Below are 25,546 nucleotides of genomic sequence, written 5' to 3' on the forward strand. Positions count from 1 at the left end.
CAACGCCGGTGTCCCGGCGCGAGATTCGTGGCCGGCTATATTTTAGGAGGGCCTAAAAGCGTGTCGTTCGCGGCGCGGCGCGGCAGGGGGAGTTGGTGAGTAAGAGAAGTCACGCCATCTCGCGCGCGATGACGTCGCGGTGTGCCCGAATCTCGTCGGCCGTCATCGCAAGCGTCTCATCGTCGACCGTCAACGACAGCGCCCCGTCGGTCGTCACGTCGCCAAGCCGGGTGACCGTGAGGTCGCCTGCAGCGTCTCGCACTGCATCCGGATCTGTCGTCTGTACGACCAGCCGCCCGGGGGTCTCTGTGAACGCCGCCGCACGAGTCGGCAGCGTCACCGCCGCGCCGGCATCGTCGTCAACGAGTTCAGCGAGCGTCACCGCGAGTCCGCCCTCGCTCACGTCGTGGCTCGCGAGCGTCGACGGCAGTCGCGCCACCCGCGCCAACGACGCGACGACGTCGGCCGGCTCCGCGGGTAGCGATGGGAAGCGATCGGTTCCACCGGCCGCAGCCAGGTACGCCGAACCGCCGAGCGCGTCCGTCTCACCCAGCCCACCGACAACGACGAGCGTCGACGTGTCGGCGGCCGTGCCATCGAGTGCCGCCGGTGGCGCGTCGACACCGCATCTCGTTCCGAGTAACGCCAGTGTCGGTGTCGGCGGAATCGGCCCGGCAACGCTGTCGTTGTACAGCGAGACGTTACCGCCGACGACCGGGGTGTCGAGCGCCGAGCACGCGTCTGCGAGCCCATCGACGATCGCCTCGAAGCCTCCGTACACGTCGGGTTTCTCCGGGTTCCCGCCGTTCAAACAGTCGACCGCAGCGAGCGGAACTGCCCCCTTCGCCGCGAGGTTGCTCGCGTTCTCCAGTGCGACCGCGCGGGCGCCGTCGTACGGGTCGACGCTCGTCCACCGCGGGACGGCTCCCGATGCGAGTGCGAGGCCGACCGTCTCGTCGTCGACATCGCCATCGGTGTCGCCAGCATCCGCACCCACACCCTCGCTTCCACCATCGCCAGCCGCCTCACGGACGGCGAGGATGGCCGCATCGTCGCCGGGGGCGACCGACGTGCGGACGCCTACCTCGTGATCGTACTGGCGATACACCCAGCGCTTGCTGGCCGTCGTTGGATCCGAGACGACCGTCTCAAACGTCGACTCGAGGTCCACGTCGGGCACGTTGCGCTCGGGTGTCGCCGGCGTGGTCGACGGCAGGTCGTGCATCGGCGCACCGTCCGCGAGGAAATCGGCGGGGACGTCGACGACCGTCTCGCCGTCGAACGTACAGACGTAGTTGTCGTCGGTCACCTCACCGATGACCGAACAGCCGAGTTCAAAGCGGTCGGCGAGTGCACGCACCCGGTCGACGTCCGCCGGTTCGACCTCGTAACACATCCGCTCTTGACTCTCGGCGAGGAGGATCTCGAGGGCGTTCATGTTCGGCTCACGTTGGTGGACGGCATCGAGGTCGATCGACGCGCCGAGGTCGCCCTTCGCGACGAGTTCGGAGGAGGCGCCGCCGAGGCCGGCCGCGCCGAGATCCCGTGCGGAGACGACGAGGGCCTCGTCGATCAGCGCCTCGTTGCACTCGATCAGGCGCTTTTCGGCGTACGGGTCACCGACCTGTACCGCGGGGCGATCCTCGGTCTCGGCGTCCTCGGCGAGGTCTTCGCTCGCGAACGACGCCCCGCCGAGCCCGTCTCGACCCGTCGCGTTGCCGACGAGCACGAGCGCGTTCCCAGGCTGCTTTGCGGTCGCGGTGACGAGTCGGTCTGCCGTCGTGAGACCGACGCACGCCACGTTGACGAGCGGGTTCCCCTCGTAGCCGTCATGGAAGGCGACGCTGCCGCCGACGGTCGGGACGCCGATGCAGTTGCCGTAGTGAGCGATCCCTTCGACGACACCATCGAAGAGGTACCGTGACTCCTCCTGGGAGAACTCGCCGAAGTACAGCGAGTCGAGTAGCGCGATCGGGTACGCGCCCATGCTCATCGTGTCGCGGACGATGCCGCCGACACCGGTGGCCGCGCCGTCGAACGGGTCGACGTAGGAGGGATGGTTGTGGCTCTCAATGCCGAAGGTGACGTACGTATCGCCGTAGTCTCCGGCTCCGCGGTCGGCCGCCGGGGTGTCGGCGGTGTCGGGCGTCGGCAAGGCGAGCACGGCAGCGTCGTCACCCGGGCCCACGACGACCGCGTCGCTCTCGCTGTCGAACGCCGACAGCAAGGGCCGCGACGACCGATACGCGCAGTGTTCACTCCAGAGGTTCTCGAAGAGCGCGACCTCCGCTGGCGTCGGCTCCCGGCCGAGCGTTGCGGTCACGAGGTCGTGGTCCGCATCGGACAGGCTCATTCACCTGTGTGGACATCCCTGCCAGTCTAAGTTCTTTCTATGCGCACGTTCGTGAGGTGTTTGGCTGGGCCGACCGAGCACCTCACGCGGCCGACCGAACACCTCACGCGAGCTGTGTCACGACGAGCGCGACGAACAGTGTGCCGGCGACACCGATACCGAGCGCGATCGCGTTGAGCCGCACCGCGCGTTTTCGATCGGCAGCGAGCGCCTGTGGGTCGGTGACGTCCGTCGTTCCCGCACCAACGTCGAAGACGCCGATGCCGGCGAAGCCGACGCAGAATCGCTCGCGGTACTGGAGAACCCCCATTGCCGCTCCGTACAGGGGAAACACCACGAATGCGAGCGCCCACTGCGGCCACTCGAGGACGACGATGGCGGCGACGAGGAGCCCCGCCGCGAGGATCGAGACGACACCGAGCAGCAGTCGCCGTCGTTGCTGTGCCGGTCCAATGTTACAGACCCCGGGTTGATACTCCATGGCCCGCGTTCGTGTTGGTGGCTCAAAGCATCGGCGGATGTGCCCGGTGGGCGAGACCAGAGACTCAGTCGGCGGGGTAGTCGGGCCAATCAGGAGAGCCAGTCGGCGGGGTAGTCGGGCCAATTGGGGGGGCGGCCGACAGCGTCGTGTCTGTCGACAGAAACGACAGACGACCGGTTTAAGCCACCGGAGAGCTAACGAATGATGAGCAGTCGCATGACCGATCCAACGCCCTGTGAGCGCGAACGGAACCGGTACGAGACGATCCTCGAGTCGCTCGAGGACGGGGTCTACGCCGTCGATCCAGACGGTATCCTCGTCTACGTCAACGATCGGTACGCGGAAATGAAGGGGGCGAGCCGCGAGACGCTTCTTGGCACACACGTCCACGAGTGGACGACCGAAGCGGCCGCGGCGAAGGCGACGAGCGCCCGCGAGGCGATCGCCGCCGGGAACGAAGAACGGGGGGTGATCGAGTACGAGTTCGAGACCGCAAGCGGCGAGACGTTTCCGGTCGAAATGCGCTTCGACGTCGTCCCCGATCGTGACGACCTCGACCGTGTGGGAGTCATCCGCGACATCACCGATCGAAAGCGCCGCGAGGAGGCGCTCCGTGAGAAGAATGAGCGGCTCGACGAGTTCGCAAGCATCGTCTCACACGACCTCCGGAACCCACTAAACGTCGCGAGCGGACGGCTCGAACTGTTCCGCGCATCGGGCGAGGAGTCCCATCTCGAGCACGTCGAGCGCGCACACGACCGAATGGAAGCGCTCGTCGACGACTTGTTGATGCTGGCGCGGGCGGGCGACGAACTCAACGAGACGACGGCGGTACACCTCACGGGCGTCGCCGAGTCGGCGTGGCAGAACGTGGTAACGACCACCGCGACCCTTGAGGTGGGTAACGACTGCGTGTTTCTCGCCGACGAGACACGACTGGAAGGGCTCTTCGAGAACCTGATCCGAAACGCGATCGAGCACGGAGCCGACAAAGTCGATCGCGGGTCAGCGTACGAACACGACGACGACACAGCACTGGAGGACGCAGAAACGACTCCCTCGGAGAGCACGAACGTCACGATCCGGGTCGGAGCGCTCGCCGACCGAGACGGCTTTTTTGTCGAAGATGACGGCGAGGGGATCCCGCCTAAAGAGCGCGAGTCAGTGTTCGAAAGCGGCTATACGACCGCCGACGACGGCACCGGCTTCGGGCTCAGCATCGTCGAGAAGATCGCCGCCGCACACGGCTGGTCGGTGGCCGTCCTGGCGGGTCGAGACGGCGGCGCCCGCTTCGAGTTCACCGGCGTCGACCAGGCGTGAGTCGCCGCCGGCAGGTCACCAGCGCGGCCGCCGAGAGCAACCCTTTCTACGCTCCGGGGCGAGACCCACCCGTGCACCGGATACAGCTCGACAACACCGTCTTCGAGGGTGAAAACGCCGTCTACCTGATCGAGGCCGGCCAGACGACGCTCGTCGACACCGCGGTCGCGGCCTCGGCGGTCCGGGCTGACCTCGAGGCGGGTCTCGGGCGTCACGGCGTCGGTTTTGCCGACATCGACACCGTGGTGCTCACCCACTGGCACCCGGACCATGCCGGCCTGGCGGGCGCAATCCAGGCCGAAAGCGACGCCCGAGTGATCGTTCACGCCGCCGACGCCCCGATCGTCGACGGGAGCGAACAGCCGCTCACTGCGGACCCAGCGCAACAACGCGAGACGTTCACGGCGTGGGGGATGCCAGCGGCCGCACGCGAGCGACTCCAGTCGTTCTTCGAGTCGGCGGCAACCGGACTCGTCGAGCGGGATCCAACGGTGACGCCGGTCGAAGACGGCGACGTCGTCGACCTCGGTGGGGTGACCCTCGAGACCGTTCATCTCCCGGGACACACCGCGGGCCTCTGCGGATTCGCGTTCGATCCGGCCGTGGTGGGAGCGGTCGACCCAATCGGTGACGGTCGACCCAGCGACGACCACACAAGCGACGATCGAACCAGCGACGAGCCAGCCCGTTCGGCCATCTTCACCGGCGACGCGCTGCTCCCGCGGTACACGCCGAACGTCGGGGGTGCCGACGTCCGCGTCGAGGACCCGCTCGCCACGTACGCCGCAAGCCTCGCGCGGCTCATCGACCGCGACCCCGCGGTCGCGTATCCCGGCCACCGCGACCGGATCGACGAGCCGGGGCGGCGGGCCGCCGAGATACTCGCCCATCACCGCGAGCGAACCGGGCGGGTGGTCGACGTGCTCGACCGCGGGCCGGTAACTACGTGGGAGGTGTCGGCCGCACTGTTCGGCGAACTCGAGGGGATCCACGTGCTCCACGGGCCGGGCGAGGCGTTCGCACACCTCGATCACCTCGCGGCCGCCGGCGTCGCCGAGCGCGACGGGGCGACGTACCGACTCGTCGAGTCCACCCCCGACGTCGACGCGCTCTTTCCGACGACGCGGTTGGACGACGCGGTATGAGCCGGCCACCAGCGACCGGCTACACCAGCCAGTGGCCACGCCGATCGCCAGCTGACACACCCCTCCCAGGTGGACGGGATGCGACGTACCCGCGGCCGGGAACCGGGAGGAGAGTTATGATGGTCGGCCGACGAGCGACACGCATGAACCAGCTGACGGCCTGTTCGCGGCGGTGGGTGCCGTGACCGACCTCGTCACGTTCGGCGAGACGATGCTCCGGCTCTCACCGCCGCGAGGCGAGCGACTCGAACGCGCCCGCGAGCTCGACGTACAGGCGGGCGGCGCAGAGAGCAACGTCGCTGTCGGGGCGGCTCGCCTCGGTGCCGACGCCACCTGGGTGTCGAAGCTCCCTGACTCGTCGCTCGGTCGACGGGTCGTGAGCGAGCTCCGGAGCCACGACGTCGACACCGCGGTGTCGTGGACGGACGCGGCGACGAGCCGCGTCGGGACCTATTACCTCGAACACGGCGTCGAACCGCGCGAGACGACGGTGATCTACGACCGCGCCGACGCCGCGATCACGACGATAACGCCCGACGAGCTCCCACAGGGACCCATCGAAGCGGCGGAGTACGTCCACACCACGGGTATCACGCCCGCGCTCGCGTCGAGCACGGCAGAGACGACGCGGGCACTGCTGGAGACAGCGGGCGAGACGGGCGCGACGCGAACGTTCGACCTGAACTACCGCGCGAAGCTGTGGGACCGGCCGACCGCGCGGGCGAGTTACGAGTCGCTGTTCGCGTCCGTCGACGTGCTCTTCGTCCCCGAGCGAGACGCCCGCGCGGTGCTCGGGCTCGACGGTGAGGCCGACGCCATCGCCCGCGAGCTGACCGCCACGTACGACTTCGAGACCGTCGTCGTCACCCGCGGCGCGGCCGGCGCGCTCGCCCGCCACGGCAACGAGACGCACGAGCAGACCGTCTTCGAGGCGGAGACGGTCGACGCCATCGGCACCGGTGACGCGTTCGTCGCAGGCTACCTCACGTCGCGGATCGACGGCGACGACGTCCCGACCGCACTCGAGCGGGCGGCGGCGACCGCCGCGCTCAAACGCACCGTCGCTGGCGACGTGGCGGTCGTCACCTCAGCCGAGGTCGACCGAGTGATCGCCGGCGACGACGGCATCGATCGGTGAGCGGCACTGGTGACGACTCAGTGACGCTGCCGACCCCGGTTCCGACCGGTTTATACTCGCGGGGGGACCCACCTCAGCCATGAGCGACGACGAGACGCGCGAGGAGCTCATCGCGGCGCTACGCGAGGCGGACGCCATCCGCTTTGGCGAGTTCGAGCTCTCACACGGCGGCACCAGCGAGTACTACGTGGATAAATACCTCTTCGAGACCGACCCGTCGTGTCTCCGCCAGATCGCCGCGGCCTTCGCCGACCGGCTCGACGCGACCGACGCAACCCTCGCCGGGGTCGCACTCGGGGCGGTCCCGCTCGTGGCCGTGACCGCTGCCGAGCTCAACCGACCGTACGTGATCGCCCGCAAGCAGGCGAAATCGTACGGCACCGGCAATCGGATCGAAGGACGGCTCGCAGCCGACGAGGAGGTCGTCGTCATCGAGGACATCGCCACCACCGGCCAGTCGGCCGCGGACGCGGTCGAGGCGCTTCGGGAGGCGGGCGCGACCGTCGAGCGCGTCCTCGTCGTCGTCGACCGTGAAGAGGGGGCGACCGAGACGCTCGCCGACCACGACGTCACCCTGGAGTCGCTCGTCACGGCCGGAGAACTCCTCGCCGACCGACGATAGCCGCCGGCTTTCTTGTAGCTCGGCGAACAGATCGAGGTATGTCCGACGGAGATCGATTTACCGACAGACGTGACGCTGGGACACGACTGGCGGCGGCGCTCGCCGACCGACACGGCGACGTCGACCGGGTGGTTGCGATCCCGCGTGGCGGGCTTCCGCTCGGTCGAGCCGTGGCTGACGCGCTCGCCGCCCCCCTCGACGTCGTCGTCGCAAAGAAGATCGGCGCCCCACACAACCCAGAGTACGCGATCGGCGCGGTCGCGACTGACGGGAGCGTCTGGCGCAACGAGTCGGCGATAGAACGAACGGGCGCAGACGAGGCGTACTTCGAACGCGAGCGCGAGCAGGTTGCCGAACAGTCGCGCAAGAAGGCGGCTCGGTACCGCGGCGACGAGACCGAGCCGCCTGTCGCCGGCGAGCGCGTGGTGATCGTCGACGACGGCGCCGCGACGGGTGCGACACTACACGCGTGTCTCCGCCTGCTGCGTACCGCCGACGCCGCCAACCTCACCGTCGCGATTCCGGTGGCACCACCGGATACCGTCGACGCGTTAGCGGCGACCGCAGACGAGGTGGTGTGTCTGTTGACGCCGACAAACTTCCAAGGCGTCGGCCAGTTCTACGAGCGATTCGGTCAGGTGACAGACGAGGAGGCGATCGCGTACCTCGACGCAGAGTCGTGATCGAGGTCAGCGCCGAATCGGCCGCATGCGGCGGCGATCAATAGTCGATCGAAACCCATAACAGCCGACCCGTCGAACGTCAAATCGAGCCGAGGTAGCCTAGCCTGGCCAAGGCGGTAGATTCGAAATCTACTGTCCATTCGGACACCGGAGTTCAAATCTCCGCCTCGGCGTTTTCGTTCACGCACCGTCGAGCGACCGCTGTTCGGCCCCAGCCTCGCCGCGGAGGCGACGCCGCCGTTTGTCGTAGGCCGCCTCGAGCTTCGCGTTCGTCGCCCGCGAGAGCAGATAGAGGTCGGCGCCGCTCTCGTCGCGGGGGTGTGCGGCCGCGACCCACACGTGGCCGTCACCGCGCGAGAGGTCACTCGCCCACTGCGCCGCGGCCGCACGGCTCTCGAAGACGTGTCGGGAGCCGTCTTCGAAGACGAGTCGGCCGACCTTCGCGTTGCGTTTGCGAGCCGACGGTTTGACCGCGACGACGACGCTCACGGCTCCTGTGACGGCCCGGTATACAAAAATCCCCGTCGGACGCGGGCGACCACGCCGGCTCAGGCGGTCTGCATCTCGCGTTCGAGGTCACGGAGCCGGTCGATACGGTTCTCCGTGGAGGGGTGCGTCGAGGCGAGCTTGCCGACGATGCCCGTGCGAATCGGAATGATGAAGAACGCGTTCATCTCGGCTTCCTCGCGGAGGTCCTCTTTTGGAACCCGGTCCATCCGGCCGTCGATCGTGACGAGTGCCGACGCGAGCGCCCCTGGCTTCCCGGTGATTAGGGCCGCGCCGCGGTCAGCAGAGTACTCGCGGTACCGCGAGAGCGTACGGATGAGCAAAAACGACATCACCCACACGACGAGTGACGCCAGGATGGCCACGATGACGGGCGCACCTTGGCGGTTGTCACCGCTAAAGAGCCACCCCCACCGCACGATGAAGAACGCGATAGTCGAGAGGAACGACGCGATGGTCATCACCATCACGTCACGGTTCTTCACGTGTGCGAGCTCGTGGGCCAACACGCCGTCGAGCTCCTCGTCGTCGAGCGACCGAAGCAGCCCGGTCGTCACCGCGACGGTGGCGTTCTTTTTGTTGCGGCCGGTCGCAAACGCGTTCGGCACTTGTGTGTCGGCGACCGCGACCGTCGGCTTCGGCAGGTCAGCCTGCTGGCTCAGTCGTTCGATTCGTCGGTGGAGGTCGGGGAACTCCTCGGGGCTCACCTCGCGGGCACCCATGCTCCGCAGCGCCAGCGTGTCACTGAAGAAGTACTGGGCGATCGAGAACCCGCCGAGCATGATCAACGGGAAGAGGAAGTCGCCGAAGTACACCGTCAACACGCCGATGAAGACGACGTAGAGCCCGAAGAGTAAGAACATCGTGAGCGCCATCCGCCCACGCAGTCCCCAATCGGTCTGCCAATTCATAGCCGATAGTAACCGCTCAGAGGGATAAAGCCTATCGGCGCGTCGAGCGGTCCCCAACCAACCGCGGTCGACGCGTTTTAGCCAGTGTCGGGCGAGCCACGTCTATGGCGACGGCTTTACTCACCGGTGGACGCGGCGCCTCGGGGCGCTGGATCGCAGACCGACTCGCGACCGACCACGACGTCGTCGTCGTCGACTACGACCACCCTGGGCTCGACCGTGAGCCAGCACCGGGACTCTCGTTCCGAGCCGCCGACCTCGCGGACCGTGGCGAGGCGCTCGACGTCGTCGCTGCCGTCGACCCGGATGTCGTGGTCCACTGGGCCGCGATCCCCGTCGCGGGAACACACCCGGAGGGCCGCGTCTTCGAGACGAACGTGTTGGCCGCACACAACGTCCTCACGGCCGCCGGCCGCGCCGACGCCCCGATCGTTCAGGCGTCGAGCGACGGCGCGTACGGGTTCTTCTTTGCCGAACCCACTCCGGTGCCCGACGAGGTGCCCGTGACCGAATCACACCCCCTGCGGCCCGAAGATCCGTACGGTCTCTCGAAGGTGACCGCAGAACAGACAGCCGCGGCGGTCGCGAGACGTCACGACGTGTCCGCGGTCTCGGTGCGGCCGTCGTGGATCCAGTACCCTGGCGCGTACGCCTGCAGAGCGCCCGCGTACACGGACGACCTCGACGCCGGCGCCGGTAACTTCTGGTCGTACGTCGACGTCCGCGACGTCGCCGCGCTCGTCGCCCGCGCGGTCGACACCCTTCTCGCGGACTGCCCACCGATCCCATCGGGGACCCACGAAGCCGTAAACTGTGTCGCTGCCGACAACGCCCTCGGCCGGCCGTTACTCGAGCTCCTCCATGCGGTCTATGACGAGGTGCCGGACGCGACTGCCGTGAGCGAAGACGCCGACCGAAGCGTCTACGCGGTCGAACGCGCCCGTGAGCTGTTCGACTGGGAGCCACAGCACTCGTGGCGGACGGCTGCGACAGCGACCGTCGAGGAGCCGACACTCCACGAGTGAGCCACTCGGTCCGGAAGTGTGAGGACCTCCTCGAGACCGCCCTCACACCGCGGGTCGCTCTCACACCGCGAGCACTGCCTCGACGAGGATCCGCGTTCCGATCGCGGTGAGCGCACCGATCCACGTCAGCGCCACGAAGTGGATGTAGCCGTTCGCCGGGTTCCCGCCGTCTATCGTCCGGATCATCTGTGAAGAGAGCGCAGCATTGAACGCCACGACCGCCAACAACAGGAACTCGATGAGCGGCATGTTGTACGCGCCCGGGTGCACGATCTTCGCCATATCGAGGCGGTCGACGCCGAAGTCGGCAGTGATGTCAGCGAGGATCCCGACCACCTCGAGCCCGATAAAAAACGCGAACGTCGCGGCCGCGGTGATCCCGTACAACAGCCCGATAAACGTCACCGCAGACTGCCGCCGCTTCTCGCGCAGCTGATTGACCGCGCTCATGTTCGTCGAGATCAACTCGCCGAGCAGCTTCGGATCGCCGCCCATCCGCCGGCCGACGAGGTACATCTCTGAGAACTTCTGGACGAGGTACGACCGGGTATCTCGTGAGAACGCCCGCCATGCACCCTCCGTGCTGATACGAAGGTTCAGTCGACGGTAGAGCCGCGTGATCGACGGCGAAAGCGCCCCGAAATCCTTCTCACGGAGCGTAGACAACACGTCCGTCGTCGTCGACTGTTTCGCGCTCTCGGTCGCGCCGAGCGCGCGAACGAACGAGGGGAACTCCTCATCGCGGGCCGCAATCGCCCGCTCTTCGCGCCGGAGAAACAGTCCGGTGAACAAAAGCGGCGTGACAGGGATGGCAACGTAAAGCGGCAGTCGAACGTCGTCGAGGAACCACACTAACCCGGGGAGCCCAGGGCCGTAGCCGACCATCCCCGCGGCGGTGATACCGACGAGGAGCACGGAGAGCCCACCCCCAACCGCGAGCGATGCCCATAGGCGAACGTCACCGGGTGCTCCCTCATCCGGATGGTACCAGATCGGGTCCGTGGGCGCGGTGGCGCGGATCATGACGTAAAATCCCAGCTGGACGAACACAAAGAGGACGATGATAGCGGAGACGGTCACCGTCGGGTCGGTACCGGTGAGTATCGGGAGGACGACCGCGAACACCAACGCGAACGTCATCGAGAGGATCATGGACATATAGAGGTCTTTCATCACCTCCAGGTTCGACAGCGCCGCCTCGTACCGCGTCTCGTACGTCGAGAGGATGACGTCCTGTTCGGCGACGAGAAACGCCGATAGCGACTGGCCAGCACCCAGCGTGTAGCCGAGCCGGTCGAAGATGTCTGAGAGGGCGTCTGAAGGCGCTTCTTTCGCCCGACGGCGACACGCATCATCGAGACTCTGGTTCCAGGTGTCGACGAGGTGGACGATCCGTCCGATCTCTTCGGCTGCGGGGCCGTACTCCCGTTCGCGCGCCAGCGTCCGAAACACCTCGACACGGTCGATATTCGTCGTCGACAACACGGTCATGTGTGTCATCACGAGGTGGAGCTGGCTGTCGATCTGCGCTTCCAGACTGCTGCGGTAGATCGCCGGGTAGATCGCCGCCGCGACGAGTACGAGTCCACCGACGAGCGGGATGGGAACCCGAGCGGCGAGCGGCAGCGGGAGGACGACCGCACCGATCATCGACGCCGCAAAGACGACCGCAGCGGGCACGAGCACGAGGCCAACGTACTGGCGTCGCGAGACGTCGAGCCGGTCGTACGAGGCAAGCACCGCGTCGAGTGCCCCTAACGCGGCGGCGACGCCGTCGTGGTCTGTAGATGCCCCCATCGACTCAGCGCACCGATCGGTGCATCTCGAAGGGCAGTCCCTCCACCCCGTCGCGGTGGAACGCGTCGATGACACGGTTCACCTCGTGGTAGTCGAGGACACCCTCCTGGATCATTCGTTCGACGAGGTCCGCACGGAACGAGAGGTCGTCGTAGATCTCGCGGGTGTCGGCGTATCCGAGCAGCGTCGCGATCTGCTCTTCTAAGACGTAGGAGTTGTTCATCCCCTGAAAGACGATCTCGTCTTCGACGGGGTCCCAGCTGAACACCTCACGAGTGACGACACCCGACATCTCCTTCGAGTACCCCTCGATCTCCTGAACGCTCGTCACGCGTCTGAGCACCTCATCGCCGCGTTTTACCCGATTCTGGAACAACGCCACGTCAGCGTTGTCCATGAACGGCTCGGGCACGGAGATCGGCTCGGAGGTGAATCGCTGGATCATCGAGACGATGTCGGAGGCGTGAAACGTCAACATGACTGGATGGCCCGTCTGTGCCGCTTGAAACGCCATCCGCCCCTCTGCGCCCCGGACCTCACCCACGATGATGTAGTCGGGCCGCGAACGCAGCGCGGCCGCAACCAGGTCGAACATGTCGACGTCCGTACTCCCCTCGCCGCCGCCCTCGCGGGTCAACAGCTGCTGCCAGGTGTTGTGTGGAGGGACGACCTCGGCGGTGTCCTCTGCGGTGTAGATCTTCGAGTCACGGGGGATGTACGAGAGGATCGCGTTCAGCGTCGTCGTCTTCCCGGAGGCGGTTTCGCCGACAACGAAGACCGTGCGCTCGTTCTCGAGACACAACCAGAGATACGCCGCGAGCTCCGGAGAGAGCGTCCCCCAATCGGTGATCTGATTCACCGACAGTGGGACGTCTTCGCCCTGGCGAATCGTGAGCGAGGCGCCCTTCAGCGAGACGTCGTCGGAGTAGATGATGTTGATCCGCGAGCCGTCGGGCAGCGTCGAGTCGACGATCGGGTCGGAGTCGGACAGCGGGTCACCGATCCGCTCGCCCATGTTGCGCAGCCAGGCGTCGAACTCGGCGGGGCTGCCGAAGTCGACGGTCGTCTCGAGCATCCCGAACGTGCCGTGGTCGACGTGACACTCGTGGGGGCCGATGACGTGGACGTCCTCGTTCGCCGGATCGCGCATCACCGGCTCCAACGGTCCAAGCCCGACGATGTCGCGGTTGAGTCGGTAGCGAATGTTCTCGTACGTCTCCTCAGTGACGGTGAGCTTACCGGCGTTGAGCAGCCGCTCGGCCTCCGCTTTCAGGCCGCCGTCATCGTGGTGGATGTGCGTGACGTCGGCGAGCAGCTCCTCAATGAGGTCGTCGTACTCCGTCTCCGACTCTGGTGCAGTGCGGCCCCCGCTCGCGGCGAGCAGCTCGTCTTTGACTCGCTTGAGGACGGCAGCCTGTGGGCCGGACACCGTCGGTTCGATCGCGTAGTACTTCGTTTCTTGGCCGAGGTCGCCGTACACGTGACAATAGATCGGCCCACCGACCGGGTACAGTACGTTCGGATGCCCCGATTCGTACTCGGCTTTTGGCTCGTCGATGAACAACGGAAACTCACCCGTGAGCTGTTTGAACTCACGAAGGTGTCGTCGGAGGTGTGGCCGACGCATCGCAGCCTGTCGCAGGTCGTCGGACGGTGTTCTGGTGCCGTGGTCGGTCATGTGCGTGAGTCGACGGTGAGAGAGTTCAGGCGACGCTCCGGCTCTCGATGACGATGCCCGTCCCCGAGCGCACCGAAAAGCCGATCGTGTCGCCGACCTGTTCACCCATGCCCGCGAAGCGTTTCACGTTGATCTGCCGGCGAATGTCGCTGCCGACTTCGACCATCTCGAGTTCGAGGAACACGTCTGCGATCGACCGGAACGGCCCGATAGCCTCGTCGTCGACCGCCGACGGATCGACCGTGAGCACGACAATCTTCCCCGTCGCGATCACGTCTCTGAAAAACGAGATGATCTCGAGGGCCGCCTGCCGCTCCTCATTTTTCCGGACAAGCGCCTCGAACGTCGGGTCGTTTCGTAAGATGGCATCGAACGTGTCGATGAGGATCACCTCCGGCTGCCACATCACCTCAGCATCCATGAGTCGGGTGAGCAGTTCGCGGCGCTCGCCGTCGCCGTCAGAAAAGGCCCCGCCGGCGTCGAAATCGGCGTGTAAAAACAACAGGCGCTCCGATAACAGCGGTTTCACCACATCGTACGCAAGCGAGTGCATCTGGTCGATGAATCCGCGAACCGTAAGCTCCGTGGATAACAGCGTCACCGACACCCCCTCGTCGACGAGGCCGTGGGCAAACCGCTGCGACAGTGCACTCTTGCCGGCCCCGTAGTCGCCCTCGACGAGCACGATGCTGCCGCGTGGGATGCCGCCACCAAGCTCGGCGTTCAGCCGGTCGTGGTCGTCAAGACCGATCGAGTGGAGGTTTGTTGTGCGCGCCATCTCACGCCTCCTCGACCCGGAACGGGAACGTCTCCTCGTCACCGTTGACGACGATCCGGACCCGATGGTCGCTCGGGGCCGTGAGCGCGTCGATACCCTCAACCTGGTCTACATCGATCGTGAGCCGAAGGACGTCGCCCGGCCCCCAGACGGCCGCACCATCGACCGACACGACCGTGCCAGTCGTCGCCGACGGCGGGACGTACCGACCATCGAGAACGACGTCGAGACCGGCCCCAGTTGGCGCGAGCCGCTGGCTGCCGACGTTCTTTATCAGCAGCGTGATGTTCCCGTCGGTCCCCGCGTCCGGGTCATACACCCCCGCTGCGGGGTCGGAGATCACCGCGACGTCGGTGCGAAGCTGCTCAGTCGCCTCCAGACTGCCGTCCTCGACGGCGGCGCTCACGCGATCGACGCCCGTCGTGACCGTCCCGACGACGCCGGCGGCGATGACGAGACTGGCGATGAACAACACCAGATGAGAGACCGAAACACTCGCCATCTAGCCGCTCACCTCCGCGACGGCCCGCACGCCGGTCCCCGTCGCGACCGTGATGCGGGTCGCGCCCGTGAGGTCGGCGGTGACGGCGTCGTCCGGCACTGACATCGTGAGGGTCTCACCCGGAAGCACGAGACCGGTCGTCTCAAGGCCCTCTACGGTCGTCCACGCCGGGTCAACAGAGAGGTCGACGAACGTGTTGTCCGCGAGGAGTGTGAGATCGTCGACGACGAGCGCGTCCGCCCCGTCGTTGACAACCATCAGGGTCAGCGCGTCGTTCCCACTCGCGTTGAACGTCGCCGTCTCGATGGTGATCGCCGTGTGGTGTCGGTCGAGCGCCCGCTCGTGGCTGTCGGCGGTGCCCTCAGCGACACGGTCGAAGCCATTCGCCGCCGCCGGGTACCCCGTCGTGAGCGCGATGAAGAGCCCGGCAGCGACGACCGCAGCCGACGCAGAGACGCTAACGCCCACGGCCGTCCCTCCTCGAATCGGCAGTCGGGTCGGTCGGTGGCTGTCGTCCGGTACGGTCCGCGTCCGCTGTTTGGGAGCCACCGACGAGCGGACGTCCGACGAGGTCGTCCCATCGGTCTAACAGAAGCAGGTGGCTGTCGGCGCCATTGAGTTGGGTGATGTACCGCAGGCTGCGTGTGTGGTGGTCGCGGCCGAGGTGGTCCGTACCGGGACGGTCGACAAGGTTCCGGTCCACTGTGCCGAACCCCGAAAGGAACTCGCGGAGGCGGTCGGCGGCCGCCGGACCGACCCACTCGATTCGCTCGTAGTAGCTCACTGCGCGAACCGCGTCAGTAACGTCCCCGGCCGAAACGAGGAACTCGAGCCACTCCATCACGAGCAGATCGCCGACGTAGTCGCCGGGAAGTTCGGTGAGGTATGGCTTCCGGCGGTGGGCAGCGAGATCCTCGTTATCGACGTATTCGAAGTCATCTCCGGACGCTGCGGCCGGATCGCCAGCAAGAGCGCGTCGGGGACCGCCCCCGTCGCGTCCGGCTGCTGGGTCTCCACCAGGGTGGTCGGTGTTAGCGACCGTCTCATCTGCCGGCACTTCAGCGCCCGCAGTCGGTGAATCTGTCACCGTCGAATCGGGGGGGTCATCCGCTAACCCGAGATCATCGAACGCGCCACCATCCATCTCACCGTCGCCCATCTCGCCGTCACTCATCTCGCCGTCACTCATCTCGCCGTCACTCATCTCGCCGTCACTCATCTCGCCGCCATCGAACGCGCCATCGTCTATCCCGAGGTCGGTGTCGTCGAGATCAGATCCACCGAGGCCACGGTCGTCATCGGGTTCCCCGGCCACTCCCGCGTCGCTGCCGACCGGTTCCACGTCAAGCGACAGGTCGTCGTCAGGGCCGGCGTCGACCGATACCGGCTCGTCGTCAGCTGGTTGATCGTCGGGCGCCGGCTCATCGGCCCAGTCGGCCTCACCGGCGTCGTACTCCGCTTTGAGTTCGCTGAAGCTCTTGCCTTCGTTAGTCATAGCGTGGTCCTCGTCCGCCGGATCGGTCGCGAACGCGGCGTCGGCGGGATCGCCGCCGTCCGGGCCATCAGTCATCGACTCGTTGTCCGTCGCGTGCTCGTCGTCTGCCGCGTCGTCCGTCGGGTCCGTGTCGTCGAACGGATCGCCGCCGTCGCTCTCGTCTCCTTCAAGCAGGTCCTCGTCGAAGAAGCCGGCCGCATCCGCCGAGGCGACGTCCTCGTCGAGTGACGCCGCCTCGTCGTCGGTATCGTCTTCGAACAGGTCGAACGAGCCCTGGCCCGGGTCATCCCCAAACGCGCTGGGCTCGTCGACGAACGGGTTGATTCCGCGGGTGACCATCTCGTAGATGTCGAGGAGGCTCCGTACGTCCTCTTCGGTGTCTGCTATCGCCGCGGCGATCTCCTCGTTCTCCGAGCGGACCGTCGAGACGGTCGACGAGAGCGTCGCGACCTCCGCTTCGAGGTCGTCGATTCGACCCGCCAGCGCACTAGAGTCGTCGTCGTCACCGCCTCCAAACTCGTCGTCCCACTCGTCCATCTCGTCGAAGGCGTCAAAGGAGTCGTCTCCCGAGCCGCCGTCAAGCCCGCCCGCGTCACCAAATACCGCATCGTCGTCGGATTCCCCGGAGTCGAAGAGCCGGTCAAGAACGCTTGCACCGACGATTCCCGACGCGACGGCTCCCCAAGCGAGTACCGACCCGTCAATCAGCGCTGCGTCGAGCCCCATCGATAGCGAACAACCCCGGTCAACACTTGAAGGCTCTCTCCAAAATATCGGACGTGAGAATCGGCAGCCGCAGACGGCGGCTCACTCGATCGTTCGCTCGAAGCCGTCCGCGGCTCGAACGACCACTTCACCGCCCGCAACGAACCGGACGGTGCGGCCGACGTCGGCGCCCACATCGCTCGCGACGATCGGGATCGACGCGGCCGTGAGGCGCTCGCGGGCCCGCTCGACGTTCTGGGGGCCGACGGCGGCCGTGAGATCGAGGAGCTCTGCGCCCCCGATGAGTTGTGCGTCAAGTCGCGTAGACGCCGCACCGGCGTCGACGAGCGCTGTGAGGAGCGCGTCGATCCCGCTGTCGACGTACTTGCCCGGCCGGGGTGCTGCTGGCCGCGACCGTGCCGCCGACGGGAGCATCGCGTGTAATAGTCCTCTGACGCCGGCGCGCCGGTCGGCCATCGCGACCGCGACACAGGAGCCGAGCCCGCTCGTCGTCAAGGTCGCGTCGTCGTCGATGACCGCGAGGTCACCGACACCGACGCGGACGCGCCGCGGGCGGCCCGGCGATCCGTCCTCGCCCGGGGTGAGTGAGGTCACGGGTCGGCGAGCCGACGAAGCACGGCGACGAGCTCGCGCTCGTCGGGAAGTACGTACACGTCACACCGTGCCTCGACGCCGCGAGTCCGGATCGTCGCGTCGACGACGAACCCGTAGTCCTGTCGCCGGCTCAACGCGGCGACGAGCGGGCTAACGGTCGCCGCACCGATGTCGTGGACGAACTCGGGCGGCGAGTGTGAGATAGACGTCTCAAGGACGTTCGCCCACCCGTCGATGAGCCCGCTCGTCATCACGTTACCGAGTTCACAGAGCGCGTGTTCGGCCATCTCACCGAGCGGTTCGTCCGGTTCCATCGGAAGCATCGCGTCGGCGATCCGCGCGGCTGACGGCTCAGCGAAGAGGATTGCCAGGTAGCCGCTTGGCTCGCCGTGGAGTTCGAACACCGTCCCGGCGTGTGGAGCGGTCCCGACCGCGGTTGGCACGTCGGTGAGCGGAACGAACCGGAGGCGACTCACGTCGACGGTCGTCTTGAGGCCGGTCATCGCCTCGATGTTCGCCGCGGCCGTCTCCGAGCCCTCTGCGGCGAGCGACGCGAATTGCAAGAGTGCGTCGTACGTCACCCCCGTCGTCGCGGTCTCGGCGTGCCCCGCTGCGGGCTCCGCGTTGCCGCTCAAAACCGCATCGAAAGAACCCGCAGCCGCGCCGGCGGCGTCGGCATGTGCGTGCCCATGGGCGAGGTCGCGAAACGGCGTCGCCGCCGGAAGCAGTGCGATGGAGAAGTCGAGGTTGGTCGCCGCCTCGAGCCGGCTCTCGAAGCGGAACACCGGGTCGTCTGTGGATCCATCGGATGCCTCCATCGCGGGATCGTCGGCCGAGACGTACTGCGGCGGCGTCAGCTCGATCGCCCGTCCGAGGTGGTTCGCGAAGCCGTCGAGGAAGCCACCGAGCGCGATGTTCCCTACCTCGGTCACCGCGCTGTGTCGCAGTGAGGCGTCACCCGGTAACAACTCGAGGAGTCCGTCGACGCGGTCGGCGTCGAACGCGAGCACGGCCGCACCAGAGAGCCCGCCGGAGAGCCCGACGCGCACGCCGACCCACTCGCCGTCTGTGGCGGCCGCGGCCGGCGAGCCGTCGGCGGCTGCGACGCTCACACCCGTCACTTCGACGGCGAGCGCGGTCCCCGTCAGATCGGTGAGTGCGGCCGCGGCTCGCTCCGCTCCTCGCTCGGCGAGGCGGTTGCACGCGCCGAGCGCCCGGACGTCGACGCGCATCAGACCGCCGACCCAATTGCGTCGAGGACGTTCGGCTTCTGGAACGGCTTCGTGATGTACCCCTCAGCGCCGGCTTTGATCGCGGCTTTCATTTGCTCTTCCTGGCCGACGCTGGTACACATGATCACGGTCGCATCGGGGTCCGCGCCCGTGATCTCACCCGTCGCTTCGATCCCGTCGCGGATCGGCATCACGATGTCCATCATCACCACGTCCGGACCGTGCTCGTCGTACAGGTCCACCGCCTCGACCCCGTTTTCGGCCTCGCCGACGACCTCGAACGCGTCGTCGAGGATCTCCCGGAGGAGACTCCGCATGAACTCCGAGTCGTCTGCGATGAGTACGCGCGTCATGTACGACACACGGGCCGAACGAGCACTTAATCGCTCGCCCCCGGCTATCAGTAATGAGAATATACTGCCGACAGCGTGACCGTCCTCGCCGCGTCGCGGTCAGTCGATGCGGAACCCACCGGCGTCCTCGGCGGCCCGAACGAGGTCGGCGATCGAGTCGTCCGGTGCGAGGTCGTGGGTCGCCGCAAATGTCTTGATCGCTCCCGGCGGCACGTCGACCGGGCTATCGACGGCGGCGAGCAGCAGGCCGAGCGCCTCCGGCGGCGGTGACTCCGGACCCGCCGCGGCGACGAACCACGAACAGAGCGCGTCGAACGTCGCCGTCACGTCGTTCGAGACGAGCCGGTGACGAGCGGTGGTGCCCTCCGCGTGGAGGGTGAGGTCGACCCCATAGGTGAAGCCGTCGTCGTCGAACGACCCCTCGAGCCAGTCGTTGACGACCGCCTGCGTCACCTCGCTGCCGGCACTAGTGGCGTCCTCGGCGGTCGCATCGTCGCTCGCGCCCGACCGATCGGCCGGCTCGGGATCCGGAGCCGGATCGACCGTGGGGCGGCCCTCGGTGCCGACGACGTACCGGCTCTCGCCGATCTCGACAACGCTCTCGTCATCGGTAAAGTCGAGTTCGTCCGGATCGGCCGGCGGTGCGCCGTCGTCGGTCATACTGGCTGTGTCGGTGGGTGTGAAAATAGGCGTTCCGGGGAGCGGAATCCAGCGAGCGCGTGTCGGTGCGCTCGCGTGTTACAGGAGTACCGCCTCACCAACCTCACTGAAGAGGTCGGGAGCGCTGAGTTCGATGCGCGTCGTCGCCCCGGCGGGCGAGACGATGTCGACCGTCGCATCGTCGCCTTGCCCGAACGCGGTACCGTCCTCGAACGCGCCCGCGTCTGGGTTGGCGACGATCGTGTAGTCGTCGTTCTCGCTCAGGACGGGTTCGTCGACGAAGGTGTCGCCGTCAGTGGGCCGCACGGCGAACTCGTTCGCCCCAAGTTGGGAGGACTCGAACAGCGCGGCCGCAGAGTCTTCCCCATCGACGGTGACGGTGATGTTTGCGACCTCCGTCGTCTCGTCTTCGGTCAACGAGCTGTTGTACAGTTTGACGGTTATGTTGCTGCTGGCGTTAATCGTCTTCCCAGCGCGACTATCGTCAATATCAGTTATATTGATATTCTGGATTCCGTCGTCAGTAATGTTAGAGTTGTTGATCGTTCCATTAGCGATATCAGTACCGCTATCTTCGACGATCACTCGGAGCCTCCGATCGTCTGACTCCATCCCGTCAAGTCGATTGATGTCGCCTATTTCGACGTCGAACTCTCTGGTCTCGTTGATCGTGCCGTTTTCGTACGGACCGACCGCCAGTATCTTCGCGTCGGTGAACACGAGGTTCTCTTGCCCGCCAGGCCCGACGACCTGCAGGGTCGTCTCTGCTAGATCGATCTGGTCTGCACCGGGCGCGCCGGTGACCGCGATGCGGAGTTCATCGAGCGTCTCTGGAGGATCTGCGACGATGCCCACCTCACTGTTCACGTTGATCCGCTCTGAGACGAGTGCCGTGCTGTCTTCGCCCGTTGCCTCTGCTTGCGTCTGGAGGAACCCGGCGGTGTTGATCAGGACGCCGGCGGCGATCGCCGCCACCAGCACCATCGCGATGAACACGATGAGCGTCCCGATCCCCACCTGACCCCGTTCCTCGGGTGTGGTGATTGCTTCGAACATGGTTATAGCCTCACTGAGTTTTCGACCACAGTGCTTGGAATCCGGATCTCCGTCGTCATCGTCGCGCCGCTCTGCGTGGTGAACGTTACCGTCAGCGCGTCGCCTTCTCCGAGCCCGTACCCGAGGTCGTCGGCGGCGTTGACGCCGTTGCTGTCGGTGAGCGCGATCGTGACCTCCGCGCGGTCGCTCGCGTCGGTGAGCACGTTGTCCTCACCGCCGGTGAAGATGGTGACGTTCGTGACGTTACTGCTCAGGTCGAACGTCTCCTGCCCGCTCGTTCCCGTCATCTCGACCGAGACGGTGTTGAGATCGATGTTGTCCGCTCCGGGCGACCGCGCCAGAACGAACGTCAGGTGATCGACCGTCCCGTCTGCAGGGTCACTGAGGTACCCCGACTGACTGACGACCTGCAGGCGATCACTCACCTGCTGTGTGCTGTCTTCGCCCGTTGCCTCCGCCTGCGTCTGGAGGAACCCGGCGGTGTTGATCAGGACGCCGGCGGCGATCGCCGCCACCAGCACCATCGCGATGAACACGATGAGTGTCCCGATCCCCACCTGACCCCGCTCCTCCGCTCGGTTCGGTTCGAACATGGTTTGCTGTGAGCCCGCGGCCACCCCGAGGGCGTTATCAACGCAAATCCAGAAGATCTACATAAACACTCCCCGCCGATTATTCATCGTGATAAAACGGCGCATGCTAGCGGTTTTTGGGTTATTTTACAGCTATATATTCTAAATAAAGTCTCCGGCCACTCTGTGAGCCCTGTGTACAGCCGGTGACAATTCTGGCGACGGATCGACGAAGCGGCTAGTGATGCAGTCCCAAGACGCCGTCAACCAGCCGCCGGTGCTATCAGCGTCGAGAACGCGGTCTGTCTCGGTCCGACACACGCCAAGACACGAACCCGAGTCGGAGCGACTTGATTCGAAGACGACACGAGGGTGTCGACGACGCCTCAACCGCCTCACCGACCCACCGACATCTTTTTGTTCTAAAACTCAAGAGTGATATTGGTATGTCCGGGGACGAACTGATCGAAGTGCTCGGGAACAAGTACAACACGGACATCCTGACGGCCACCGCGGAGGCGAAATCCGCCCAGGACCTCAGCGACGAGCTCGGCGTCCCCATCGCGACGTGTTACCGCCGCATCGATGAGCTCGAGGACGCGGAGCTCATCGAGCTCCACGACCGACCGCTCTCGGCCGAGCACCGCCGCGTGAAGGTCTACCGCCGGACGGTCGATGGCGTCGCGGTCGACTTCCGCGAGGAACTCTCCGTCGAACTCGAAGAACGCTCGGTGGTCAAAAACCGTCTCGACGAGGTGTGGCGGGACCTCTCTGCGACGCAGTGACCGGATGTTCTGTCACACACCGAGACCAACTCGATACCGACGAAGTCGTCGTGGACACGTCGTAGTCGAGAAGAAATGCGACAGCCGTTTCCACCCCGCGTACAGACCCAGCGTCGGGACGCTCAAAACGACGGGCCGTCAGACTGGCTCATCATCGAGAATCCGCCGGCGCGTTCGTGGACGGTGATACCGCCATGACCGATCTCCATCGGGAAGATGTCCGTGTCGATGTCCTGTTTTCGCATCTTCGCCACCCACACGTACCGGGTGACGCCGGACTCGGTCGGCGTCTGGATGAAGTAAATGTTGCCGTCCGTGAGGAAGTTCTCCAAGCCGACCTCGGTGTCCGGAAACACCGCTCCCTGCTCAGCGATCAAAAGCGAGGTGAGTCCGTTCGCTTTGAGGATGTCCGAGAACTTCAGCAGGTAGGTCCGCTTTTCGTGTTCGTCCTCGAAAAAAAGCTGAAACATCGACAGCGAGTCGAGCACCAGTCGGTCGAACTCACCGCCCTCGACGGTCTCTAACAGCCGGTCAACGGCGGTCGAGAAGTCGGTCTCACGGAGCATCTCGCGTTTGTCTAACACGACAATCTCGCCGTCGTCGACGAGGTCTTCGAACCCCTCGAAGCCGACGGAGGTCGCGGCGGCGCAGATGTCGGCTTCGTCCTCCTCGAAGGAGACGTACACCCCGCGTTCGTCGTGGTCGGTCGCGCCCGTGTAGAGGTACTGGATACCGAAGATGCTCTTACCGGTGCCTGGATTGCCGGAGACGAGAACGGTCGACCGCTCCGTGATGCCGCCGGAGAGTATCGAGTCGAGGCCCTCGACGCCCGTCGAGACGAGGTCGGTCATCATCTAACCGACTCACGCAGGCTACGTATACTATGTGGTCCCGCCCGGCACCGTCCGAACCGATCCACGACGCCGACACAACCCTCGTTCGCTCGTAGGCGATACACTTATTCAGAGCTACGCCACGGATAACGTATGATACGAGGGGGCGTCGCAGTGCGTCACGGGGGAACGAGGCGTGAGTGAGGCGTCGGTCCTCGTCGTCGAGGACGAACCCGAGATCGCCACGCTGTACGAGCAGTTTCTCGACGATCGGTACGACGTGACCGTCGTGTCGACGGTCGAAGCAGCCGTCGAGACAGTGAGCTCGTCCTTCGATGCCGTGTTGCTTGACCGACGACTCCCCGACGGCGAAGGTAGTGAGGTGTTGACACACGTGCGGTCTGCGGGACACGACTGTCGGGTGGCGATGGTGACGGCCGTCGAGCCCGACTACGACATCATCGAAATGGGGTTCGACCTGTACGTGACGAAGCCCGTCGACCGCGAGAGTCTCCAAACCGCACTCGAGACGCTGCTCGCGCGATCGCAGTACGACGACCTGCTCCGGGAGGCGGCCGCGTTGGCGAGCAAGCGCGCGGTCCTCGAGGCACAGCGCGCGCCCGAGCAGCTCGAAGCGAACGCGGCGTACACGCGCCTCGTCGACCGACTCGAGGCCATCGATACCGACATCGACGACACCGCAGCGTCGCTGTCGCCCGCTGACTACCGGACGATGTTCCGCGACCTCGGTCGGCGCTGAGGCGACGATACGGTGGCGGCAGATACCGATGGACAACACAGCGACGAGAGACAGGGGAAGCGACCACGGTCACGAAAGCTGATCGCCGACGAGTGTGTTCGCCTGTTCGAGGAACACGTCACGCGCATCAGCCGGGATCGTCGCCCCGGCGGCGACGTCGTGACCGCCACCGTCACCGCCGACCGCACGGCTCGCGTCACGCATCACGGCCGAGAGGTCGAGCCCGCGCCGAACGAGGAGACCGGTTCCACGCGCGGAGACCTTCAGTTCCGTGGCGCTCGCCTCCGCGAAAGCGACCACGGGTTTGCTGCGGTCGACCGCCGACGAGCTAGCGGCCATTCCCGCGACGATCCCGACGATCGTCTCTCGAATGCGCGAGCCGGCGTCGAACCACTGGATGTTCGGCTCGTCGGTTACGCCCTCTGTCTTGACCCACTGAAGCCCCTCTGAGAGATTCCGTCGGTGTGATCGGAGCAGCCGATGCGCCTCCTCAAGTGCGGCGTCGCGATCACCGAGACACACCGCCAAGCCGACGTCGGCGCGGTCGTAGCGGGCCGTGGCGTTGAGCAGCGTCGAGAACTCGCTCACGTCGCGCAGGGCCGTGCCGACCGTCTCGTTGAGAAGCGTGTACGACGTCCCGACGAGTGCGTCGACCCGATCGGCTGGCACACCGGAGGAGACTGCCCGACGGATCAGCGCGGAGGCGAGCGTCTGTCGCTCCGCGTCAGTGAGATCGACCCACCGTCGCCAATCGCCGTCGGCGTCGGTCGCATCGACGTCGACGTCGCGGAGGAACTGGATCGCTCCAGCCTGGTCCCCGGAGATGCCTGGAATACGCACGTCCGAGGCGTACTCGAGAAGCTTCGGGAGCGGACGCGTCTGGCGGCCGTAGAGGTCGATGTCGGTCCGGCTCTGCAAGACGCCTGCGTCGACGCCGTCGGCGACGATAGCTTCGTTCGCACCGACGAGCCCACCGCCGCCATCCTGCATGTCGCCGACTGCACCGACCACCGCCAAGGCCGCGAGGTCGCGGTTGTCGACGGAGGGCCCCTCAAGCGCGCGGGCGAGGACGTAGCTCGCGCCCGCTCCAGAGAGCTCGCTCGCGCCATCGATCCCCTCGAGTAGTGGATTGAGATGGTACTGCGTGTCTGTATCGGCTGGTTGGTGGTGGTCTGCGATCACGGGAACGAAGTCGCCGCGTGTCTCGTGGGTGGCGATGGCGTCGAGCTGGCCGGACCCGAAGTCGGTGAATAATACGACCTCGTGGTCACGCGCGGCGATTCCCGCTATCGCATCGTCGTCGAGCTGTTTCTCGAAGACGACCTCGTGGGCGATAGACGCGCGTGCGAGCGCCGACGACGCGATCGCGGCGCTCGTGAGGCCGTCGGCGTCGATGTGCGAGACGAGGAGGACCCGGTCGGCCGCGCGAAGGCGGTCGGCACAGGCGTCGGCGCGTCCACGAAGGTCGGGGATCGGAGAGTCTGCGGCGGCCATCACGAACGAGGTGGGGCGTCATCGGGTATAAACACACGTCTCAGCC

The 25,546-nt window shown here is 66.1% G+C and carries 26 protein-coding genes and 1 tRNA gene; 9 read left to right on the forward strand and 18 right to left on the reverse strand.

What is annotated here, in order from left to right:
• Positions 1 to 109: 109 nt before the first annotated feature.
• Both purL and ACWUI7_RS05045 read right to left on the reverse strand, forming a co-directional pair.
• A complete protein-coding gene (gene purL, locus ACWUI7_RS05040) occupies positions 110 to 2,353 on the reverse strand; it encodes a phosphoribosylformylglycinamidine synthase subunit PurL (protein ID WP_496641138.1) in 2,244 nt (747 codons plus the stop codon).
• A 103-nt stretch (positions 2,354 to 2,456) separates the two neighbouring features.
• On the reverse strand, positions 2,457 to 2,834 hold the full coding sequence (locus tag ACWUI7_RS05045) for a hypothetical protein (RefSeq protein WP_496641139.1): 378 nt from the start codon (positions 2,832 to 2,834) through the stop codon (positions 2,457 to 2,459).
• A 216-nt stretch (positions 2,835 to 3,050) separates the two neighbouring features.
• On the opposite strand from ACWUI7_RS05045, the gene ACWUI7_RS05050 reads away from it, so the two are divergent.
• From ACWUI7_RS05050 to ACWUI7_RS05075, 6 genes are all read left to right on the forward strand, one after another.
• Positions 3,051 to 4,154: a PAS domain S-box protein gene (locus tag ACWUI7_RS05050; RefSeq protein WP_496641140.1), complete on the forward strand. Its 1,104-nt coding sequence runs from the start codon at positions 3,051 to 3,053 to the stop codon at positions 4,152 to 4,154.
• Between the two features lie 71 nt (positions 4,155 to 4,225).
• A complete protein-coding gene (locus ACWUI7_RS05055) occupies positions 4,226 to 5,299 on the forward strand; it encodes an MBL fold metallo-hydrolase (protein ID WP_496641141.1) in 1,074 nt (357 codons plus the stop codon).
• A gap of 172 nt (positions 5,300 to 5,471) precedes the next feature.
• Positions 5,472 to 6,437 (forward strand): bifunctional 2-dehydro-3-deoxygluconokinase/2-dehydro-3-deoxygalactonokinase, encoded by a 966-nt coding sequence (gene kdgK1, locus ACWUI7_RS05060; protein ID WP_496641142.1) that lies wholly within the window; start codon positions 5,472 to 5,474, stop codon positions 6,435 to 6,437.
• A gap of 79 nt (positions 6,438 to 6,516) precedes the next feature.
• Entirely contained in the window at positions 6,517 to 7,059 is a 543-nt protein-coding gene (pyrE, locus tag ACWUI7_RS05065; protein WP_496641143.1) for an orotate phosphoribosyltransferase, read from the forward strand.
• 38 nt (positions 7,060 to 7,097) lie between these two features.
• Entirely contained in the window at positions 7,098 to 7,742 is a 645-nt protein-coding gene (locus tag ACWUI7_RS05070) for a phosphoribosyltransferase (protein ID WP_496641144.1), read from the forward strand.
• A gap of 88 nt (positions 7,743 to 7,830) precedes the next feature.
• Positions 7,831 to 7,915 (forward strand) — tRNA-Ser (locus ACWUI7_RS05075).
• Between the two features lie 7 nt (positions 7,916 to 7,922).
• Here ACWUI7_RS05075 and ACWUI7_RS05080 read toward each other — a convergent pair.
• Together ACWUI7_RS05080 and htpX are read right to left on the reverse strand one after the other, a co-directional pair.
• Positions 7,923 to 8,231, reverse strand: coding sequence for a DUF8081 domain-containing protein (locus ACWUI7_RS05080; protein WP_496641145.1), 309 nt, complete (start codon positions 8,229 to 8,231; stop codon positions 7,923 to 7,925).
• 59 nt (positions 8,232 to 8,290) lie between these two features.
• Complete coding sequence (gene htpX, locus ACWUI7_RS05085) at positions 8,291 to 9,160, reverse strand: zinc metalloprotease HtpX (protein WP_496641146.1); 870 nt, start codon at positions 9,158 to 9,160, stop codon at positions 8,291 to 8,293.
• 104 nt (positions 9,161 to 9,264) lie between these two features.
• On the opposite strand from htpX, the gene ACWUI7_RS05090 reads away from it, so the two are divergent.
• Entirely contained in the window at positions 9,265 to 10,185 is a 921-nt protein-coding gene (locus ACWUI7_RS05090; protein WP_496641147.1) for an NAD-dependent epimerase/dehydratase family protein, read from the forward strand.
• A gap of 60 nt (positions 10,186 to 10,245) precedes the next feature.
• Here ACWUI7_RS05090 and arlJ read toward each other — a convergent pair whose 3' ends face one another.
• From arlJ to ACWUI7_RS05150, 12 genes are all read right to left on the reverse strand, one after another.
• Positions 10,246 to 11,982, reverse strand: a complete 1,737-nt coding sequence (gene arlJ / locus ACWUI7_RS05095; RefSeq protein WP_496641148.1) for an archaellar assembly protein ArlJ/FlaJ — start codon at positions 11,980 to 11,982, stop codon at positions 10,246 to 10,248.
• A gap of 4 nt (positions 11,983 to 11,986) precedes the next feature.
• Positions 11,987 to 13,660, reverse strand: a complete 1,674-nt coding sequence (gene flaI, locus ACWUI7_RS05100) for an archaellum flagellar ATPase motor FlaI (protein ID WP_496641149.1) — start codon at positions 13,658 to 13,660, stop codon at positions 11,987 to 11,989.
• Positions 13,661 to 13,685: 25 nt separating this feature from the next.
• The gene (gene arlH / locus ACWUI7_RS05105) at positions 13,686 to 14,438 is read right to left on the reverse strand and encodes an archaellum protein ArlH (RefSeq protein WP_496641150.1); all 753 of its coding nucleotides are present in this window, start codon (positions 14,436 to 14,438) and stop codon (positions 13,686 to 13,688) included.
• Between the two features lies 1 nt (position 14,439).
• Positions 14,440 to 14,940 carry an archaellum stator protein ArlG gene (gene arlG, locus ACWUI7_RS05110; protein WP_496641151.1) on the reverse strand — a complete coding sequence of 167 codons (501 nt, stop codon included), beginning with the start codon at positions 14,938 to 14,940 and terminating at the stop codon, positions 14,440 to 14,442.
• On the reverse strand, positions 14,941 to 15,408 hold the full coding sequence (gene arlF / locus ACWUI7_RS05115; RefSeq protein WP_496641152.1) for an archaellum stator protein ArlF: 468 nt from the start codon (positions 15,406 to 15,408) through the stop codon (positions 14,941 to 14,943).
• Positions 15,398 to 17,161 carry a FlaD/FlaE family flagellar protein gene (locus ACWUI7_RS05120; protein WP_496641153.1) on the reverse strand — a complete coding sequence of 588 codons (1,764 nt, stop codon included), beginning with the start codon at positions 17,159 to 17,161 and terminating at the stop codon, positions 15,398 to 15,400. Before ACWUI7_RS05120 ends, arlF begins: the two co-directional genes overlap by 11 nt.
• 81 nt (positions 17,162 to 17,242) lie before the next feature.
• Positions 17,243 to 17,755 carry a chemotaxis protein CheD gene (locus ACWUI7_RS05125; RefSeq protein WP_496641154.1) on the reverse strand — a complete coding sequence of 171 codons (513 nt, stop codon included), beginning with the start codon at positions 17,753 to 17,755 and terminating at the stop codon, positions 17,243 to 17,245.
• Positions 17,752 to 18,987 (reverse strand): chemotaxis protein CheC, encoded by a 1,236-nt coding sequence (locus ACWUI7_RS05130; protein WP_496641155.1) that lies wholly within the window; start codon positions 18,985 to 18,987, stop codon positions 17,752 to 17,754. Before ACWUI7_RS05130 ends, ACWUI7_RS05125 begins: the two co-directional genes overlap by 4 nt.
• Entirely contained in the window at positions 18,987 to 19,340 is a 354-nt protein-coding gene (cheY, locus tag ACWUI7_RS05135; protein WP_435161199.1) for a chemotaxis protein CheY, read from the reverse strand. Before cheY ends, ACWUI7_RS05130 begins: the two co-directional genes overlap by 1 nt.
• A 99-nt stretch (positions 19,341 to 19,439) precedes the next feature.
• Positions 19,440 to 20,000 (reverse strand): DUF7500 family protein, encoded by a 561-nt coding sequence (locus ACWUI7_RS05140; protein WP_496641156.1) that lies wholly within the window; start codon positions 19,998 to 20,000, stop codon positions 19,440 to 19,442.
• Between the two features lie 78 nt (positions 20,001 to 20,078).
• Positions 20,079 to 21,056 (reverse strand): flagellin, encoded by a 978-nt coding sequence (locus ACWUI7_RS05145; protein WP_496641157.1) that lies wholly within the window; start codon positions 21,054 to 21,056, stop codon positions 20,079 to 20,081.
• 2 nt (positions 21,057 to 21,058) lie between these two features.
• Positions 21,059 to 21,649 (reverse strand): flagellin, encoded by a 591-nt coding sequence (locus ACWUI7_RS05150; protein ID WP_496641158.1) that lies wholly within the window; start codon positions 21,647 to 21,649, stop codon positions 21,059 to 21,061.
• A gap of 425 nt (positions 21,650 to 22,074) precedes the next feature.
• On the opposite strand from ACWUI7_RS05150, the gene ACWUI7_RS05155 reads away from it, so the two are divergent.
• Complete coding sequence (locus ACWUI7_RS05155; protein ID WP_496641159.1) at positions 22,075 to 22,413, forward strand: ArsR/SmtB family transcription factor; 339 nt, start codon at positions 22,075 to 22,077, stop codon at positions 22,411 to 22,413.
• 122 nt (positions 22,414 to 22,535) lie between these two features.
• Here the strand turns inward: ACWUI7_RS05155 and ACWUI7_RS05160 are convergent, their stop codons facing one another.
• Complete coding sequence (locus ACWUI7_RS05160) at positions 22,536 to 23,264, reverse strand: RAD55 family ATPase (protein ID WP_496641450.1); 729 nt, start codon at positions 23,262 to 23,264, stop codon at positions 22,536 to 22,538.
• A 178-nt stretch (positions 23,265 to 23,442) separates the two neighbouring features.
• On the opposite strand from ACWUI7_RS05160, the gene ACWUI7_RS05165 reads away from it, so the two are divergent.
• A complete protein-coding gene (locus ACWUI7_RS05165) occupies positions 23,443 to 24,006 on the forward strand; it encodes a HalX domain-containing protein (protein ID WP_496641160.1) in 564 nt (187 codons plus the stop codon).
• Between the two features lie 69 nt (positions 24,007 to 24,075).
• On the opposite strand, the gene recJ is transcribed toward ACWUI7_RS05165, so the two are convergent.
• Entirely contained in the window at positions 24,076 to 25,500 is a 1,425-nt protein-coding gene (gene recJ, locus ACWUI7_RS05170; protein ID WP_496641161.1) for a RecJ family nuclease, read from the reverse strand.
• Positions 25,501 to 25,546 lie beyond the last annotated feature (46 nt).

The organism is Halorubrum orientale, from assembly GCF_059623105.1.

Coding starts and splice junctions, on each gene's coding strand:
- purL (WP_496641138.1), bottom strand. CDS start 2,353: ATGAGCCTGTCCGATGCGGACCACGACCTCGTGACCGCAACGCTCGGC.
- ACWUI7_RS05045 (WP_496641139.1), bottom strand. CDS start 2,834: ATGGAGTATCAACCCGGGGTCTGTAACATTGGACCGGCACAGCAACGA.
- ACWUI7_RS05050 (WP_496641140.1), top strand. CDS start 3,051: ATGACCGATCCAACGCCCTGTGAGCGCGAACGGAACCGGTACGAGACG.
- pyrE (WP_496641143.1), top strand. CDS start 6,517: ATGAGCGACGACGAGACGCGCGAGGAGCTCATCGCGGCGCTACGCGAG.
- ACWUI7_RS05070 (WP_496641144.1), top strand. CDS start 7,098: ATGTCCGACGGAGATCGATTTACCGACAGACGTGACGCTGGGACACGA.
- htpX (WP_496641146.1), bottom strand. CDS start 9,160: ATGAATTGGCAGACCGATTGGGGACTGCGTGGGCGGATGGCGCTCACG.
- ACWUI7_RS05090 (WP_496641147.1), top strand. CDS start 9,265: ATGGCGACGGCTTTACTCACCGGTGGACGCGGCGCCTCGGGGCGCTGG.
- arlJ (WP_496641148.1), bottom strand. CDS start 11,982: ATGGGGGCATCTACAGACCACGACGGCGTCGCCGCCGCGTTAGGGGCA.
- flaI (WP_496641149.1), bottom strand. CDS start 13,660: ATGACCGACCACGGCACCAGAACACCGTCCGACGACCTGCGACAGGCT.
- arlH (WP_496641150.1), bottom strand. CDS start 14,438: ATGGCGCGCACAACAAACCTCCACTCGATCGGTCTTGACGACCACGAC.
- arlG (WP_496641151.1), bottom strand. CDS start 14,940: ATGGCGAGTGTTTCGGTCTCTCATCTGGTGTTGTTCATCGCCAGTCTC.
- ACWUI7_RS05120 (WP_496641153.1), bottom strand. CDS start 17,161: ATGGGGCTCGACGCAGCGCTGATTGACGGGTCGGTACTCGCTTGGGGA.
- ACWUI7_RS05130 (WP_496641155.1), bottom strand. CDS start 18,987: ATGCGCGTCGACGTCCGGGCGCTCGGCGCGTGCAACCGCCTCGCCGAG.
- cheY (WP_435161199.1), bottom strand. CDS start 19,340: ATGACGCGCGTACTCATCGCAGACGACTCGGAGTTCATGCGGAGTCTC.
- ACWUI7_RS05140 (WP_496641156.1), bottom strand. CDS start 20,000: ATGACCGACGACGGCGCACCGCCGGCCGATCCGGACGAACTCGACTTT.
- ACWUI7_RS05145 (WP_496641157.1), bottom strand. CDS start 21,056: ATGTTCGAAGCAATCACCACACCCGAGGAACGGGGTCAGGTGGGGATC.
- ACWUI7_RS05150 (WP_496641158.1), bottom strand. CDS start 21,649: ATGTTCGAACCGAACCGAGCGGAGGAGCGGGGTCAGGTGGGGATCGGG.
- ACWUI7_RS05155 (WP_496641159.1), top strand. CDS start 22,075: ATGTCCGGGGACGAACTGATCGAAGTGCTCGGGAACAAGTACAACACG.
- ACWUI7_RS05160 (WP_496641450.1), bottom strand. CDS start 23,264: ATGACCGACCTCGTCTCGACGGGCGTCGAGGGCCTCGACTCGATACTC.
- recJ (WP_496641161.1), bottom strand. CDS start 25,500: ATGGCCGCCGCAGACTCTCCGATCCCCGACCTTCGTGGACGCGCCGAC.